The organism is Streptomyces sp. NPDC031132, assembly GCF_055570595.1.
In genome coordinates, this window is the sequence record NZ_JBVIGX010000028.1 from 16893 (window position 1) to 33325 (window position 16433).

18 protein-coding genes are annotated in these 16433 nt (G+C 70.9%); 7 read left to right on the plus strand and 11 right to left on the minus strand.

Annotated features, from left to right (window positions below):
* Positions 1–113: 113 nt before the first annotated feature.
* The 4 genes from ACZ49B_RS30050 to ACZ49B_RS30065 form a co-directional block, all read right to left on the minus strand.
* On the minus strand, positions 114–635 hold the full coding sequence (locus ACZ49B_RS30050) for a SixA phosphatase family protein (protein WP_468311832.1): 522 nt from the start codon (positions 633–635) through the stop codon (positions 114–116).
* Positions 636–762: 127 nt separating this feature from the next.
* Positions 763–978 carry a hypothetical protein gene (locus ACZ49B_RS30055; protein ID WP_468311834.1) on the minus strand — a complete coding sequence of 72 codons (216 nt, stop codon included), beginning with the start codon at positions 976–978 and terminating at the stop codon, positions 763–765.
* 149 nt (positions 979–1127) lie between these two features.
* Entirely contained in the window at positions 1128–1247 is a 120-nt protein-coding gene (locus tag ACZ49B_RS30060) for an SGM_5486 family transporter-associated protein (protein ID WP_376202100.1), read from the minus strand.
* Positions 1248–1252: 5 nt separating this feature from the next.
* On the minus strand, positions 1253–2554 hold the full coding sequence (locus tag ACZ49B_RS30065; protein WP_468311836.1) for a CynX/NimT family MFS transporter: 1302 nt from the start codon (positions 2552–2554) through the stop codon (positions 1253–1255).
* A gap of 72 nt (positions 2555–2626) precedes the next feature.
* On the opposite strand from ACZ49B_RS30065, the gene ACZ49B_RS30070 reads away from it, so the two are divergent.
* Positions 2627–3298 carry a FadR/GntR family transcriptional regulator gene (locus tag ACZ49B_RS30070; RefSeq protein ID WP_468311837.1) on the plus strand — a complete coding sequence of 224 codons (672 nt, stop codon included), beginning with the start codon at positions 2627–2629 and terminating at the stop codon, positions 3296–3298.
* Positions 3299–3421: 123 nt separating this feature from the next.
* Here the strand turns inward: ACZ49B_RS30070 and ACZ49B_RS30075 are convergent, their stop codons facing one another.
* From ACZ49B_RS30075 to fabG, 3 genes are all read right to left on the minus strand, one after another.
* Positions 3422–3853, minus strand: a complete 432-nt coding sequence (locus ACZ49B_RS30075) for a hypothetical protein (RefSeq protein ID WP_468311839.1) — start codon at positions 3851–3853, stop codon at positions 3422–3424.
* 215 nt (positions 3854–4068) lie between these two features.
* Positions 4069–4839: an enoyl-ACP reductase FabI gene (gene fabI, locus ACZ49B_RS30080; protein ID WP_468311841.1), complete on the minus strand. Its 771-nt coding sequence runs from the start codon at positions 4837–4839 to the stop codon at positions 4069–4071.
* Positions 4840–4844: 5 nt separating this feature from the next.
* The gene (fabG, locus tag ACZ49B_RS30085; protein ID WP_030300576.1) at positions 4845–5564 is read right to left on the minus strand and encodes a 3-oxoacyl-[acyl-carrier-protein] reductase; all 720 of its coding nucleotides are present in this window, start codon (positions 5562–5564) and stop codon (positions 4845–4847) included.
* A gap of 146 nt (positions 5565–5710) precedes the next feature.
* Between fabG and ACZ49B_RS30090 the strand changes: the two genes are divergently transcribed.
* Genes ACZ49B_RS30090 through tyrS form a run of 3 tightly spaced genes read left to right on the plus strand, consistent with a single transcriptional unit; the run spans position 5711 to position 9989 of the window.
* Positions 5711–7273: a TldD/PmbA family protein gene (locus ACZ49B_RS30090; RefSeq protein WP_468311842.1), complete on the plus strand. Its 1563-nt coding sequence runs from the start codon at positions 5711–5713 to the stop codon at positions 7271–7273.
* Positions 7273–8667 (plus strand): metallopeptidase TldD-related protein, encoded by a 1395-nt coding sequence (locus tag ACZ49B_RS30095; protein ID WP_468311844.1) that lies wholly within the window; start codon positions 7273–7275, stop codon positions 8665–8667. Before ACZ49B_RS30090 ends, ACZ49B_RS30095 begins: the two co-directional genes overlap by 1 nt.
* Before the next feature lie 56 nt (positions 8668–8723).
* On the plus strand, positions 8724–9989 hold the full coding sequence (gene tyrS / locus ACZ49B_RS30100; RefSeq protein ID WP_468311846.1) for a tyrosine--tRNA ligase: 1266 nt from the start codon (positions 8724–8726) through the stop codon (positions 9987–9989).
* A gap of 80 nt (positions 9990–10069) precedes the next feature.
* Here tyrS and ACZ49B_RS30105 read toward each other — a convergent pair whose 3' ends face one another.
* Positions 10070–10348, minus strand: a complete 279-nt coding sequence (locus tag ACZ49B_RS30105) for a GlsB/YeaQ/YmgE family stress response membrane protein (protein ID WP_468311848.1) — start codon at positions 10346–10348, stop codon at positions 10070–10072.
* Between the two features lie 233 nt (positions 10349–10581).
* Between ACZ49B_RS30105 and ACZ49B_RS30110 the strand changes: the two genes are divergently transcribed.
* Complete coding sequence (locus ACZ49B_RS30110) at positions 10582–10860, plus strand: DUF3099 domain-containing protein (RefSeq protein ID WP_468311938.1); 279 nt, start codon at positions 10582–10584, stop codon at positions 10858–10860.
* Positions 10861–11006: 146 nt separating this feature from the next.
* A complete protein-coding gene (locus tag ACZ49B_RS30115; protein WP_468311849.1) occupies positions 11007–11273 on the plus strand; it encodes a hypothetical protein in 267 nt (88 codons plus the stop codon).
* Between the two features lie 18 nt (positions 11274–11291).
* On the opposite strand, the gene moaA is transcribed toward ACZ49B_RS30115, so the two are convergent.
* The 3 genes from moaA to ACZ49B_RS30130 form a co-directional block, all read right to left on the minus strand.
* The gene (gene moaA / locus ACZ49B_RS30120) at positions 11292–12281 is read right to left on the minus strand and encodes a GTP 3',8-cyclase MoaA (RefSeq protein WP_468311851.1); all 990 of its coding nucleotides are present in this window, start codon (positions 12279–12281) and stop codon (positions 11292–11294) included.
* Positions 12282–12474: 193 nt separating this feature from the next.
* Entirely contained in the window at positions 12475–14112 is a 1638-nt protein-coding gene (locus ACZ49B_RS30125) for a solute symporter family protein (RefSeq protein WP_468311853.1), read from the minus strand.
* A complete protein-coding gene (locus tag ACZ49B_RS30130; protein WP_468311855.1) occupies positions 14109–14474 on the minus strand; it encodes a DUF485 domain-containing protein in 366 nt (121 codons plus the stop codon). The genes ACZ49B_RS30125 and ACZ49B_RS30130 overlap by 4 nt, the downstream gene beginning before the upstream one ends.
* Positions 14475–14736: 262 nt before the next feature.
* Between ACZ49B_RS30130 and ACZ49B_RS30135 the strand changes: the two genes are divergently transcribed.
* A complete protein-coding gene (locus ACZ49B_RS30135) occupies positions 14737–16278 on the plus strand; it encodes a S8 family peptidase (RefSeq protein ID WP_468311857.1) in 1542 nt (513 codons plus the stop codon).
* Positions 16279–16433 lie beyond the last annotated feature (155 nt).

Sequence of the window (16433 nt, forward strand, 5' to 3'; positions counted from 1 at the left end):
GCTGAGGGGGGGAGGTCACCACCCCCCCCTCCCCCCCCCCCCCCCCCCACCCCCCCCCCCCCCCCCCCCCCCCCCCCCCCCCCCCCCCCCGGGGCCCGTCCTCGTATCCGTGCTCAGTGGTCCTCGGGGGTCCAGAAGTCCAGCAGCGTGCCCACCCCGTGCTCCACGGACTTCCAGGAGCCGGTGAAGGAGACGACGGCGAACGCGGCGGTCGGGAATCCGGTACGGGTCATCCGGGCCAGGGTGTCGCCCTCCGCGCGCCCTGCGAGGGCGTCGGCGAGGGCGTGCATGCCCGGGTTGTGGCCGATGACGAGGAGGTCCTCGACCTCGTCGGACGTCTCGTTCAGCACGGCGATGAGCTCGCCCGGCGAGGCGTCGTACAGCCGTTCGTCGTACGAGGTCCGCGGCCGGTGCGGCATCTCCTGGACGGCGAGCTTCCACGTCTCACGGGTGCGGGCGGCGGTGGAGCAGAGGGCCAGGTCGAAGGTGATGCCGGTCTCGGCCAGCTTCAGCCCGGCGGCCGGTGCCTCCTTGCGGCCTCGTTCCGCCAGCGGGCGCTCGTGGTCGGACACTTCAGGCCAGTCGGCCTTGGCGTGCCGGAGGAGGACGATCCTGCGGGGTGTGTCGGCGCTCATGGCTCCCAGCTTCGCATGGATCGGGCCATGGGGCGCAGGGTGTTGAGGGGCTGCGCACCGGGTGCGGTGCGGCTCCCGGCGCATGCCGGCGCGGGCGCCCGGCGGGCCGCGGGGGGGGGTGCCCCGGTCAGCCCACGGCGCGCAGGAGCTGTTCGGTGACGTGGAGGAGCGCGGAGGCCTCGCCGGTGGCTGCATGGGCCTCGGCGGAGCCGGCGAGGAGCAGCAGCAGGAGGCCGAAGGCGAGCGCGGGCAGGGCCAGCGCCCACCAGTGCAGCCGGGCGTTCGCGCCGTGGACTCGGGAACCGGGGCCGGGGATGTGCGGGGAAGTCGTGGGGGCCGACATGGCCGCCTCCGTGGGTGCGCGGGTGGGACTGGCTCGCTCTCTTCGAATCTATGGATCCGAAGGCGCGGGGCCCATCCGGGGCACACCCCACTCGACCCTGAACCTGTCCCCCTAAGGGTTGGGGGGGTTACCCCCACCCCCGGCCCTCGTCAGGGGGAGACGACGGACGCGATGACGGAGATGATCACGGTCACGACGAGCATGGCGCCGAGCACCATGCCGAGCTTCTTGTGGCTGTTCTGCGGGTTCGGTTCGAGTACGGGCGACATGCCGCTCAGTCTCGCATGCCGCATTCGTCCTCGATCGTGCGGTCCCGGCCGGCCATGATGCCCAGCGCGATCTGCGGGATCAGCAGGCCCGCCATGAGGGTGAGGGGCAGGTCCCAGCCGCCGCTGTGCTGGTAGAGGGCGCCGATGAGGAGCGGTCCGGGGATGGAGATGAGGTAGCCGACGCTCTGGGCGAAGGCGGACAGCTTGACGACACCGGCCGGGGACTTGGCGCGCAGCCCGATCAGCGTGATGACGAGCGGGAAGGCGCAGTTGGAGATGCCGAGCAGGAGCGCCCAGGCCCAGGCGCCGGCGGCGGGGGCGAAGTGGAGGCCGCCGTATCCGACGAGGCCGAAGACGCCCAGGGTGGCGGCGATGGCCCCCTGGTTCTTCATCCGGCCGGCCAGGTTGGGGATGACGAAGGCGAGCGGGACGCCCATGACCATGGTGACGGCGAGCAGGACGCCGGCGGTGCCCGCGGAGACCCCGGCGTCGCGGAAGATCTGCGGGAGCCAGCCCATGGTGATGTACGCGCCGGTGGCCTGGAGGCCGAAGTAGCAGGCCAGGGCCCAGGCGGTACGGCTGCGGACGATCTTCGGGCCCGCGTCCGCCCGTACGTGCGCGGCCGGCTCGGAGGCGGCGGCCCGCTTCTCCCGCCGGGCGGCCGCCGCGACGGGCAGCCAGGGCACCACCGCGGCCACCGCGAGCACGGCCCAGACCAGCAGGCCCGTGCGCCAGCTGCCGCCGAGGGCGGAGGTCATGGGGACCGTCGCGGCGGCGGCGAGCGAGGTGCCGACGGCCAGGGCCATGGAGTACAGGCCGGTCATGGTGCCGACGCGGTCCGGGAACCAGCGCTTGACGATGACCGGGAGCAGCACGTTGGTCAGGGCTATGCCGGCGAGGGACAGGGCGCTGGCGGCGAGGAACCCGGCGGCGTTGTGGGTGAAGGGGCGGATCAGCAGGCCGGCCGCGACGGCGGCCATGCCGGCGCAGACGACGGCGGCCGGGCCGAAGCGGCGGGAGAGCCGGGGTGCGGTGATGCCGAAGACGGCGAAGCAGAGGGCGGGGACGGAGGTGATCAGTCCGGCGACGGTGCCGCTCATGCCGAGGCCCGTGCGGACCTCTTCGAAGAGGGCGCCGAGGCTGGTGATGGCGGGCCGCAGGTTGAGGGCGGCCAGCACGATGCCGACGACGAGGACCGGGCCGAGCCAGGTGGGCTGGGGGCTCCCCGGAGCGGCGGGACGGGCCTGCGCGGGCACCGTGCGCGGGGCTCGGGGCCGGTCGATGGTCTGGATTTCTTCGTCGGGCATTACACCATCATAGAATCATGGGATGATTGGTTGTCACCCCCCAGACCGGCCTTCCGAGAGGACTCCGCCCGTATGCCGCTGACCTCGCCCCGGCGATCCGCGCTGGTCGACCAGGTGATCGCCCAGCTCAGGAACCAGATCACGTCCGGCGAATGGCCCGTCGGATCCCGCATTCCGACCGAGCCGGAGCTGGTGGAGCTGCTGGGCGTCGCCCGAAATACCGTCCGGGAGGCCGTCCGGGCCCTCGCGCACAACGGGCTGCTGGACATCCGGCAGGGCTCGGGTACGTACGTCATCGCCACCAGCGAGCTCGCCGGGGTGATGCACCGCCGCTTCGCGGGCGCCGACCCGCGGCACATCGCGGAGCTCCGCTCGACGCTGGAGTCCTCCGCGGCCCGGCTGGCGGCGGAGCGGCGGACCGGGCGGGACCTCGGCCAGCTGGACGCGCTGCTGGCGCGGCGCGAGGAGGCCTGGGCGAGCGGGGAGGCGGAGCGTTTCGTGGCGGCGGACGTGGCGCTGCACATGGCGGTGGTGGCGGCCTCGCACAACGAGGTGCTCATCGAGCTGTACGCGGACCTCGGCGACCTGGTGGCGGACTGGCTGCGCACGGACGTTGGCACGGAGCTGGATCCGGCGGCCCACCTGGACCACGCCCGGCTGATCGAGGCGATCCGGCGCGGGGACGGGGACACGGCGGCGTCGGAGGCGGCGGGCTACCCGTTCGTGTGCCTCGGCAGGAAGTAGCGCGGGCGGGGCGGCCGGATGCGCGGGCCGGCCTGCCGGATGCGCGGGCGGATGTGCCGGAATCGCGGGCGGGTCTGCAGGATGCGCGGGCGGGCCGCGGAGTCGGCGAACCGGCCCGCCGGGTCACGGCCGCTGGTGCGTGACCCAGGCCGAGCGGACTTCCTTCCAGCAGCGGCTGGCGAGCTCGATCCGGCCGGCCGGCCCGACGGCCACGGGGGCACTGTCCGAGTCCAGGTCCCACCACCGGTCGCATTCCACGTGCAGCCGGACCAGGTCGGTCTCCGGATAGCCGTTGTGACAGGTCGCCCTCACCTGCGAACCGTCGATCAGGGTGTCGCAGTCGGCGCCGTACAGCTCCTGGGCGGCGGGCGGCTCGGCCCGTGCGGGCGGCTCTGCCGGGATCTCCTCGAGGTCCACGACGGCGGGGGCCGCCGCCTCGGGCCCGAGGGCCGGGTCTGCCCCCTCGGGCTGCGCGACGGCTCCCGGGATCAGGAGGCCCGTCAGGACCACCGAGGTGACCAGCAGCGATACCGCTCGGCTCCGCCTCCCACGCACGGCCCTACCTCCTCCCCGCCGGAGCCGGGAAGATCCCGGCTCGGTCAGTTTGCAGGCATCTGTCCCGGTTTTCGACTCGGGAAGATCCGGTCGGAGGGCGAAAATCTGATCGAGCGTGCGACCGGAATCCCCGCACCCACCGGCACGTACGGCGGCGGCCGCGCCTCCCGGAAGGGAGCCGCGGCCGCCGCCGTACGGACGTACGAGTGCCTTGCTCAGGCACCCATCGCGTGCAGGCCGCCGTCCACGTGGACGATCTCGCCGGTGGTCTTCGGGAACCAGTCCGACAGCAGGGCGACGATGGCCTTGCCCGTCGGCTCCGGGTCGCTCATGTCCCACTCCAGCATCGAGCGGGAGTTCCACACGTCCGCCAGGTCGGAGAAGCCCGGGATGGACTTCGCGGCCATCGAGCCGAGCGGACCGGCCGAGACCAGGTTGCAGCGGATGTTCTCCTTGCCCAGGTCACGGGCGAGGTAGCGGCTGGTGGCCTCCAGCGCGGCCTTGGCCGGGCCCATCCAGTCGTACTGCGGCCAGGCGAACTGCGCGTCGAAGGTGAGGCCGACGACGGCCGCGCCCTCCGCCGGGAACAGCGGCTTGCACGCCATGGTCAGCGACTTCAGCGAGAACGCCGAGACGTGCATGGCGGTGGCCACCGACTCGAACGGCGTGTTCAGGAAGTTGCCGCCCAGGGCGTCCTGCGGCGCGAAGCCGATCGAGTGCAGGACACCGTCGAGGCCGCCGAGCTCGTCGCGGACGAGGCCCTCCAGACGGGCCAGGTGCTCGTCGTTGGTGACGTCGAGCTCGATCACCTTGACCGGCTTGGGCAGCTTCTTGGCGATGCGCTCGGTCAGCGTCGGGCGCGGCCACGCGGTGAGGACGACCTCGGCGCCCTGCTCCTGGGCCAGCCTGGCGGCGTGGAAGGCGATGGACGACTCCATCAGCACCCCGGTGATGAGGATGCGCTTGCCGTCGAGAATTCCGCTCATGGTGATCAGTGACCCATGCCCAATCCGCCGTCAACGGGAATGACGGCTCCTGTGATGTACGCGGCGTCGTCGGACGCCAGGAAGCTCACGGCTGCCGCGATCTCCTCGGGCTGCGCGTAGCGGCCCAGGGGCACCTGGCCCACGATGCCCGCGCGCTGCTCGTCGGTGAGCACCTTCGTCATGTCGGTGTCCACGAAGCCGGGGGCCACGACGTTGAAGGTGATGTTGCGCGAGCCGAGCTCACGGGCGAGCGAGCGGGCGAAGCCGACCAGCGCGGCCTTGGAGGCTGCGTAGTTGGCCTGGCCCGCCGAGCCCAGCAGCCCGACGACCGAGGAGATCAGGACGACGCGGCCCTTCTTGGCACGGAGCATGCCACGGTTCGCGCGCTTGACCACCCGGAAGGTGCCGGTGAGGTTGGTGTCGACGACGGACGCGAAGTCCTCCTCGGACATGCGCATCAGCAGCGTGTCCTTGGTGATGCCGGCGTTGGCCACCAGCACCTCGACCGCGCCGTGCGCGTCCTCGATCTCCTTGTAGGCCTGCTCCACCTGCTCGGAGTCGGTGATGTCGCAGCGGACCGCCAGTACACCGAGCGCGGTGAGCTCCTGTGGCGGCTCACCCGACCGGTACGTGATCGCGACCTTGTCGCCGGCCTGCGCGAAGGCTCGGGCGATGGCGAGGCCGATGCCCCGGTTTCCTCCGGTGACGAGAACCGAGCGGCTCAACGGATCACCCTTTCGACTAGCGGTCTGATTACCAAAAACCTATAGGCCAGGTCCCCCGTGCGGAGAATCGATCTCCCACAGGGCCTCGGTACGGGCTCTGTCGAGTCCCTACAGAAAGATGTAGGCACAAGCGCCCCGAGCGCGACATGATCGAGGCGACCGGCCCCGACTCCGGGAGGACTTCCGTGCCCCATTCCATCGACGCGGCCTTCACCGCGCTGCCCCTGCGGGCGCTCGCCGACGCGGCGCTCGCCCGGGCCCGCGCGCTGGGCTGCGACCATGCCGACTTCCGGCTCGAGCGGATCCGCAACGCCTCGTGGCGGCTGCGGGACGCCAAGCCCTCGGGCGGCTCCGACACCACCGACCTCGGGTACGCGGTCCGCGTGGTGCACGGCGGCAGCTGGGGGTTCGCCTCCGGTGTGGACCTGACCATGGACGGCGCCGCCAAGGTGGCCTCGCAGGCCGTGGCCATGGCGAAGCTGTCCGCCCAGGTCATCAAAGCCGCCGGTTCCGACGAGCGGGTCGAGCTCGCCGAAGAGCCGGTGCACGCCGACAAGACGTGGATCTCCGCGTACGACGTGAACCCCTTCGAAGTGCCGGACGCGGAGAAGGCGGCCCTGCTCGCCGACTGGAGCTCCCGGCTGCTGGCCGCCGACGGGGTGGCGCACGTGGACGCCTCGCTGCTCGCCGTGCACGAGAACAAGTTCTACGCCGACACCGCCGGCACGATGACCACGCAGCAGCGGGTGCGGATCCACCCGCAGCTGACCGCCGTCGCCGTCGACGCCACCACCGGCGAGTTCGACTCGATGCGCACCATCGCCCCGCCGGCCGGGCGCGGCTGGGAGTACCTGACCGGCACCGGCTGGGACTGGGACGCCGAGCTGGAGCAGATCCCCGTACTGCTCGCGGAGAAGATGCGGGCGCCGAGCGTCGAGGCCGGGCGCTACGACCTGGTCGTGGACCCGTCCAACCTGTGGCTCACCATCCACGAGTCCATCGGCCACGCCACCGAGCTGGACCGGGCGCTGGGCTACGAGGCGGCGTACGCGGGGACCTCCTTCGCCACGTTCGACCAGCTCGGCAAGCTCAAGTACGGCTCCTCGATCATGAACGTGACCGGGGACCGCACCGCCGAGCACGGGCTCGCCACCGTCGGCTTCGACGACGAGGGCGTCCAGGCGCAGAGCTGGGACCTGGTCAAGGACGGCACCCTGGTCGGCTACCAGCTGGACCGGCGGATCGCGAAGCTCACCGACCTCGGCCGCTCCAACGGCTGCGCCTTCGCCGACTCCCCCGGGCACGTGCCCGTCCAGCGGATGGCGAACGTCTCGCTCCAGCCGGATCCGGGCGGGCTGTCCACCGAGGACCTGATCGGCGGGGTGGAGCGCGGCATCTACGTCGTCGGCGACCGCTCCTGGTCGATCGACATGCAGCGCTACAACTTCCAGTTCACCGGGCAGCGGTTCTTCCGGATCGAGAACGGCAAGCTGGCCGGGCAGCTGCGCGACGTCGCCTACCAGGCCACGACCACCGACTTCTGGGGCTCGATGGAGAAGGTGGGCGGGCCGCAGACGTACGTGCTGGGCGGCGCCTTCAACTGCGGCAAGGCGCAGCCGGGCCAGGTCGCGGCGGTGTCGCACGGCTGCCCGTCCGCGCTGTTCCGCGACGTGAACATCTTGAACACCACGCAGGAGGCCGGACGCTGATGTCGACGAATCGCACGAATCCCCACGAGATCGTCGAGCGCGCGCTGGAGCTGTCCACCGCCGACGGCTGTGTCGTCATCGCCGACGAGGAGTCGACGGCCAATCTGCGCTGGGCGGGCAACGCGCTCACCACCAACGGCGTCACCCGCGGCCGGACCCTGACGGTCATCGCGACGGTCGACGGCAAGGAGGGAACGGCCTCGGGGGTCGTTTCGCGCTCCGCCGTGACCACCGCAGACCTGGAACCGCTGGTCCGGGCCGCCGAGGCCGCGGCACGGGGCGCGGGCCCGGCCGAGGACGCCCAGCCGCTGGTCACCGGCACGCCGTCCTCGCCGGACTTCACCGACGCCCCGGCCGAGACCTCCTCGGCGGTGTTCGCGGACTTCGCCCCGGCCCTCGGCGAGGCCTTCGCCCGCGCCCGCGCGGGCGGCCGGGAGCTGTACGGCTTCGCCAACCACGAGCTGGTCTCCACGTACGTCGGCACCTCGACCGGGCTGCGGCTGCGCCACGACCAGCCGAACGGCACCCTGGAGCTCAACGCGAAGTCCCCCGACCGGCAGCGCTCGGCCTGGGCCGGCCGCTCCACGCGGGACTTCAAGGACGTGGACCCGACCGTGCTGGACGCGGAGCTGGCCGTGCGCCTGGGCTGGGCGGAGCGGAAGATCGACCTGCCCGCAGGCCGGTACGAGACCCTGCTGCCGCCGACGGCCGTGGCCGACCTGTTGATCTACCAGATGTGGTCCGCGGTGGCCCGGGACGCGGTGGAGGGCCGGACGGTCTTCTCCAAGCCCGGCGGTGGCACCCGGCTCGGCGAGAAGCTGTCCGAGCTGCCGCTGACACTGCGCAGCGACCCGAACGCGCCGGGCCTGGAGTGCGCGCCGTTCGTGATCGCGCACAGCTCGGGCGACGACGCCTCGGTCTTCGACAACGGCCTGCCGGTCCCGGCGACCGAGTGGATCCGGGACGGGCAGCTGGACCGGCTGGCCACGACCCGGCACACCGCGGCCATGACCGGGATGCCGGTCTCGCCCGGCTTCGGCAACCTGATCCTGGACGGCGGCGGCGACAAGTCGCTGGAGGAGATGGTGGCCGCCACCGAGCGGGGCCTGCTGCTGACCTGCCTCTGGTACATCCGCGAGGTCGACCCGGCGACGCTGCTGCTCACGGGCCTGACCCGGGACGGGGTCTACCTGGTGGAGAACGGCCAGGTCGTGGGCGAGGTGAACAACTTCCGGTTCAACGAATCGCCGGTGGACCTGCTGTCGCGGGCCTCGGAGGCGGGCCGGACCGAGAAGACCCTGCCGCGCGAGTGGAGCGACTGGTTCACCCGGGCCGCGATGCCCGCCCTGCGGATCCCGGATTTCAACATGAGCTCGGTCAGCAAGGGCGTCTGATCCACCTAGACTGAAACCTTGGCGCGACGCAAACCATTCGAAGGAGTCGAGAAACCGTGACGGACATCGTCGACGAGTTGAAGTGGCGCGGGCTCTTCGCCCTGTCCACCGACGAAGAAGCGCTCCGCAAGGCGTTCGCGGACGGTCCGGTCACCTTCTATTGCGGCTTCGACCCGACGGCTGCCTCGCTGCACGTGGGACACCTCGTACAGGTCCTGACCGTACGCCGGCTCCAGCAGGCCGGGCACCGGCCGCTGGCGCTGGTCGGCGGGGCCACCGGGCAGATCGGTGACCCGCGGCCGACCGCCGAGCGGACCCTGAACGACCCGGAGACCGTCGCCAACTGGGTGGGCCGGCTGCGCGCCCAGATCGAGCCGTACCTGTCCTTCGAGGGCGAGAACGCGGCGGTCATGGTGAACAACCTGGACTGGACGGCGGGCATGTCCGCCATCGAGTTCCTCCGGGACATCGGCAAGCACTTCCGCGTCAACAAGATGCTGACGAAGGACTCGGTCGCCAAGCGGCTGGAGTCCGACCAGGGCATCAGCTACACCGAGTTCAGCTACCAGCTGCTCCAGGGCATGGACTTCCTGGAGCTGTACCGGCGCTACGGCTGCACCCTGCAGCAGGGCGGGTCCGACCAGTGGGGCAACCTGACGGCCGGTCTCGACCTGATCCACCGCCTGGAGCCGCACGCGAACGTGCACGCCATGGCGACCCCGCTGATGGTCAAGGCGGACGGCACCAAGTTCGGCAAGTCCGAGAGCGGGGCCGTCTGGCTGGACCCGGAGATGACCACCCCGTACGCGTTCTACCAGTTCTGGCTGAACGTGGACGACCGGGACATCTCCACCTACATGCGGATCCTCTCCTTCAAGTCCCGCGAGGAGCTGGAGGAGCTGGAGGCGCAGACCGCCGAGCGGCCGCAGGCGCGCGCCGCCCAGCGGGCACTGGCGGAGGAGCTGACCACCCTGGTGCACGGCGCCGACCAGTGCGCCGCCGTGATCGCCGCGTCGAAGGCGTTGTTCGGCCAGGGCGAGCTGGCGGACCTGGACGAGGCCACGCTGGCCGCGGCCCTGTCCGAGCTGCCGCACGCCCGGGTCGCCGAGCTCGGCCTGGTGGTGGACCTGCTCGCGGAGACCGGGCTGGTGGCGAGCAAGTCGGCCGGCCGGCGGACCGTGAAGGAGGGCGGTGCCTACGTGAACAACGCGAAGGTCGCCGCCGAGGACGCGGTCCCCGCCAAGGAGGACCTGCTGCACGGGCGCTGGCTGGTGCTGCGCCGCGGCAAGAAGAACCTGGCGGCGGTCGAGGTCACGGGCTGACGCCCGGGGCCTGACACCTGAGCGCGGCGGAGGGGCCGGCCCGGACACCACGTCCGGCCGGCCCCTCCGTCGTGCCGCCCTCAGGTCATCTGCCTGCTGCCACCCTTGAGCGACTTGTAGACCATCTCGCCGAGAGCCACGATCAGCACTGCTCCGGCAAGTTGCAGCAAGTGTCGGGTCCAGTCGATGCCCCTGGTTTCCCCGACGCCGATCCACCCCGCGACGGCGTTGCCGAGGATGCCGCCGGCGATGCCGAACAGGGTGGTCAGCCAGAGGGGCTGATGCTGCTTGCCCGGCAGGACCGCCCTGGCTATGAGGCCCAGCACGAAACCGACGATGATCGCCCACAACCATGACATGTCGAGCCTCCTCGTGGCGCGTTGTGCGCATGTGGGCCCAGTTTCAACCCGTCCGGCGTACTGCGCATTTCGGACAGCCCCGTTCGGGGGACACCCCCTCTCCTCGTCACGGGACCCGCGGCGTACGGTGGGAGGATCCGGACCGGGGAGTGTCCGGCAGGCGGATCGGGCGGTGGAGCGTGGAGCGGAAGAAGCGGAACGGGGCCGAGGTCTTCCGGATCACCGGGGCCCGGATGGGCCTCGACGAGGACGTGCGGGGACGGCAGCGCCGGTACGTCATCTCGATGACGGTCAGGACGCTGTCGGTCCTGGCGACGGTGATCCTGTGGAACGTGGAGCGTCATGTGGCGATCGTGACGCTCGTCGCGGGCGCGCTGCTGCCGTACGTGGCCGTGGTCATCGCCAACGCGGGGCGCGAGTCGACCCCCTCGCTGCCCTCGCACTTCATCCCGTCACCTGTGCGTCCGGCACTGAACACGGGAAACCTCAATAAAAGCTCAGATCAATCATGAAGTTCCGGTGCACCGCACCGGGTCCTGCGTGACATACTGCCTACGCGCTCCGCATCCCCCGTCGGAGCGACGGACCGACGCCGGGCAGCTCCCCCCGTGGCTGCTCGGCGTCGCCTTTCCGTGGCAGGGGTTTGTAGGGTTGAGGCGTGAACTCCCCTGACTCCCCCGAACCCGCCGGCTCCACCCATTCCGTGGACGCGCCCACCTGCTCGGCCAAGGGCTGCCGCGACGCGGCCGTCTGGGTCCTGGCGTGGAACAACCCGAAGCTGCACACCCCGGAGCGCCGCAAGACCTGGCTGGCGTGCGGGGAACACCGCGAACACCTCTCCCAGTTCCTGGGGGTCCGCGGTTTCCTCAAGGACGTCGTGAAGCTCGACGAGTGGGTCCAGCCGGAGGGCTCGGAGCGCCTCTAGGCGCCCGGGGCGGGGCCGTCAGCCGCCGATCGCGGACATCGGGCGGTCGGGCTGCAGGAAGGAGGGGTCGTCGAGACCGGACCCGGCCTTCTTGCCCCACATCGCCACCTTCCACAGGCGGGCGATCTCCTCGTCCGGGGCTCCGGAGCGCAGGGCCCCGCGCAGGTCCGACTCCTCGGTGGCGAACAGGCACGTACGGACCTGGCCGTCGGCGGTGAGCCGGGTGCGGTCGCAGGCGCTGCAGAAGGGCCTGGTCACCGAGGCGATCACGCCGACGGTGGCCGGGCCGCCGTCGACCAGCCAGCGCTCGGCCGGGGCGGATCCGCGCTCTTCGGCGCCTTCCTCGGTGAGCGTGAAGCGGGTGCGCAGCGACGCGAGGATGTCCCCGGCGGTGATCATGCCGTCGCGCTTCCAGCCGTGCTGGGCGTCGAGCGGCATCTGCTCGATGAAGCGGAGCTCGTACTCGTTCTCCACGGCCCAGGCGAGCAGGTCGGGGGCCTCGTCGTCGTTCAGGCCCGGCATCAGGACGGCGTTGACCTTGACGGGGGTCAGACCGGCCTCGCGGGCGGCGGCCATGCCGTCGATGACGTCGCGGTGCCGGTCACGCCGGGTGAGGGTCTTGAAGACCTCGGGCCGCAGGGTGTCCAGCGAAACGTTCACTCTGTCCAGGCCGGCGGCCTTGAGCGCCTGTGCGGTGCGCTTGAGGCCGATGCCGTTGGTGGTCAGGGACATCTTGGGGCGGGGCTCCAGGGCCGCGCACTGCTCGACGATGCCGACCAGGCCGGGACGGAGCAGCGGCTCGCCGCCGGTGAAGCGGACCTCGGTGATCCCGAGCTGCGTGACGGCGATCCGAATCAGCCGGACGATCTCGTCGTCGCTCAGCAGGTCCGATTTCCCGAGCCACTGCAGACCCTCCTCGGGCATGCAGTACGTACAGCGCAGGTTGCACCGGTCGGTGAGTGAGACGCGCAGGTCAGTGGCCACGCGGCCATAAGTGTCGAGAAGCATTTCAGGCCCCCTCCCCTGTCCGGTTCGTAGAGGTTCGCGCCACCTCGGAGAAACGCCTGGCGCCGTAATCGAGCCTACGCGACGCGCGTGCGGCGTAGGGATGCCCAAATGAACGAGACGCGACGTGGCCGCGTCGTAGGGAAGTACGACGCAGCCACGCTGTGTGTTCGGCCCATGTCACATGAGCACGGTCTCAGTGCGCGCCGGTTCCCGTAAGGGAGCGCACCTCGAGTTCCGCGAACTTCTGGGGGTCGGCCTTCTCCTTCGTCAGGACGGTTCCCAGCCAGCCCAGCAGGAAGCCGAGCGGGATCGAGACGATGCCCGGGTTCTCCAGGGGGAACCAGTAGAAGTCGGCGTCCTTGAACATCGAGGTGGGCTTTCCGGAGACGACCGGAGAGAAGAGCACCAGGACGACCGCGGAGACGAGGCCGCCGTAGATCGACCACAGCGCGCCCGAGGTGCTGAACCGCTTCCAGAACAGGCTGTAGAGGATGGTCGGCAGGTTGGCGGAGGCGGCGACCGCGAAGGCGAGGGCGACGAGGCCGGCGACGTTGAGGTCGCGGGCCAGGGCCCCGAGGCCGATGGCGACGGCGCCGATCACGACGGTGGACCAGCGGGCGGCCCGTACCTCCTCCTGCTCGGTGGCCTTGCCCTTGCGGATGACGTTCACGTACAGGTCGTGGGCGAAGGACGAGGAGGAGGCGAGGGTGAGCCCGGCCACCACCGCGAGGATGGTGGCGAAGGCGACGGCGGAGATCACGGCGAGCAGGACGGCGCCGCCGGTGGAGCCCGCGCCGCCGCCGAGTTCCTGGGCGACCAGCGGGGCCGCGGTGTTGCCGGCCTTGTTGGAGGCGATGATGTCCGTGCGCTTGAGCAGGGCGGCGGCGCCGAAGCCGAGGGCGATGGTCATCAGGTAGAAGGCGCCGATGATGCCGATGGCCCAGTTCACGGACTTGCGGGCGGCCTTGGCCGTGGGAACCGTGTAGAAGCGGATCAGGATGTGCGGCAGGCCGGCGGTGCCGAGGACCAGGGCGATGCCGAGCGAGATGAAGTCCAGCTTCGTCGTCGCGTCCTTGCCGTACTTGAGACCGGGCTCCAGGAACTTGGCGCCCTGGCCGCTGTTCTCGGCCGCCTTGCCCAGCAGGTCGGAGATGTTGAAGTTGAACTTCAGCAGCACCAGGAAGGTGATGAGCAGGGCGCCCGCGATGAGCAGGACGGCCTTGATCATCTGGACCCAGGTGGTGCCCTTCATGCCGCCGATGGTGACGTAGAGGATCATCAGTACGCCGACCAGCGCGACGACCGCGACCTTGCCGCCGTCGCTGGTGATGCCGAGGAGCAGCGAGACGAGCACGCCCGCGCCCGCCATCTGGGCGAGCAGGTAGAAGATCGAGACGACGATGGTCGAGGTGCCGGCGGCGGTGCGGACGGGCCGCTGGCGCATCCGGAACGCGAGGACGTCGCCCATCGTGTAGCGGCCGGAGTTGCGCAGCGGCTCGGCGACGAGCAGCAGGGCGACCAGCCAGGCCACGAGGAAGCCGATGGAGTAGAGGAAGCCGTCGTAGCCGAAGAGCGCGATGGCGCCGGCGATGCCGAGGAAGGACGCGGCGGACATGTAGTCGCCGGAGATGGCGAGGCCGTTCTGGAAGCCGGTGAACTGGCGGCCGCCCGCGTAGAAGTCGGCGGCGTCCTTGGTCTGGCGGCCGGCCCAGATCGTGATGATGAGGGTGGCGACGACGAACAGCCCGAACAGGGTGATGATCAGCGGCTGGTGATCGGCGGCCCCGGCGGCGGTGTTCACCGCGAGCGGGAGGCGGAGGGTGTCGCTCATTCGCCGGCCTCCATCCGCGCCTTGATCGCCGCGGCCTTGGGGTCGAGCTTCGAGGCGGCGTGCCGGGAGTACAGCCAGGCGATGAGGAAGGTCGTCGCGAACTGGGCGAGGCCGAACACGAGGGCGACGTTGATGTTGCCGAAGAGCTTGGTCCCCATGAAGCCGCCGGCGTAGTTGGACAGCAGGACGTAGAGCAGGTACCAGGCGATGAAGGCCACGGTGAGCGGGAAGGCGAAGGAGCGGTAGGAACTGCGCAGTTCGGCGAATTCGGCGCTCTGCTGGACGGCTGTGAACTCTTCGGCCGTGGGACTCGCCGTGGATGTTCCCGCGCTGCCGTGCGGCGGCGCTGCTTCGGTGGTCACGGGGGGTTCTCCTTGTGACGCGGGTGCGGTGGGGACGACGGACAAAACAACCTCCGTGTGGGGGGACGGTGGCGCTGAGTCCCCCTGCCCAACGGCACGGCCGGCGCGGCGGGGCGGTTCAACACCCGTTGATACTTCCGAAACTGATTTCTCGAACTGATGGCGCAAAGACGAACGGCGGCACTAGGTTCACCTGTCATGAACCCGTCGTCCTGCGCGACCACGCGCGGACGGCTTCTTTCACGGATGATGTGGAGAACCCATGGCTCATCTGGGACCTGGCCGCCGGCGCATTGCCGTACCGGTCGGCCTGGCGCTCACCGCCTCGCTCGCCTTCCTGCCCTCGGTCGCGGCCTCCGCCGCCCCGCTGGGCAACACGGCGGGTACGGCGGCCGCGGCGAAGCCCGACACCACCGGCCCCAAGCTCTCGTACGTCGCGAACCTGAACACGTACGCCACGGTGAACGCCGCGAAGAAGGCCGTCGAGCGGGCCGGTGGAACGGTGGTGACGTCCTATGAGCAGATCGGGGTCGTCGTCGCACACTCCCAGAACCCGGACTTCGCCAAGCAGCTGCGCGCGGAGCGCGGCCTGTTCGTGTCGGTCGGCGCCACCCGGACGGCCCCCCTCCAGCCGGTGCAGACCACCGAGGAGGGCACGACGCAGAAGCTGAGCGCGGCCGACGCCGCCAAGGCGGCATCGGCCGCCACGGACGGTCAGGAGCCGCTGGAGCCCAACCAGTGGGACCTGCGGGCGATCAAGGCCGATCAGGCGCACAAGATCAACGATGGCAGCCGGGACGTCACGGTGGGCGTCATCGACACGGGTGTCGACGACACCCACCCGGATCTCGCGGCGAACTTCTCCAAGGGCCAGTCGGCCAACTGTGTCGGCGGCGTCGCGGACACCACCGAGGGCGCGTGGCGCCCGTACGCCGACGGCAGCGACCACGGCACGCACGTGGCCGGCACCATCGCGGCCGCGCGCAACGGCGTCGGCATCTCGGGCGTCGCCCCGGGCGTGCAGGTCGCCGCGATCAAGGTGAGCGAGCCGGGCACCAGCCTGTTCTTCACCGAGGCGGTCGTCTGCGGCTTCATGTTCGCCGCCGAGAAGGGGATCGAGGTGACCAACAACAGCTACTACGTCGACCCCTGGCTCTACAACTGCAAGGCGGACGACGACCAGAAGGCGCTGGTGGAGGCCCTCGGCCGGGCGACGAAGTACGCCGAGCGCAAGGGCGTGCTCAGCGTGGCCTCGGCCGGCAACTCGAACCACGACCTGGCGTCGGACGCGATCGTCGACGACACGAGCCCGGACGACGGCACCCCGGTCCCGCGCACGATCGACCCGCACGTCTGCCTGGACCTGCCCACCCAGCTGCCGGGTGTGGTCACGGTGAGCGCGACCGGCGACCAGGGCTTCAAGTCGTACTACTCCAGCTTCGGCCTGGGCGTCGTCGACGTCGCCGCCCCCGGCGGCGACAAGTGGCAGGTCCCGGCCACGCCGGACGCCAACGGCCGCGTGCTGTCGACCCTGCCGGGCGGCGGCTACGGCTACAAGCAGGGCACCTCGATGGCCGGACCGCACGTCGCGGGCGTGGCGGCGCTGCTCAAGAGCGCGCACCCGTCGGCCACGCCGTCGCAGCTCCAGGCCATGCTGAAGGCCCAGGCCACGAAGCCGGCCTGCCCGGAGAAGGTCTACAACGACACGGGCGCGCTGGTCGACGCCACCACCTGCCAGAGCAAGTGGGGCCAGACCGGCTACTACGGCTACGGCGTGGTGGACGCGCTGAAGGCCGTGAAGTAGCCGATCGAAGGGCTGAACGCCTGAACGCCTGAACAGACGGAAGGGCCGGGGCGGGGGGGCCCCCCGCCCGCCCCTCCCCCCGTCCCCCACGGCGTCCTTGCTCCCTGCGCACCTTTCCCGCTCCGCGGCTGTCCGTCACACGAGCGTATTCAGGA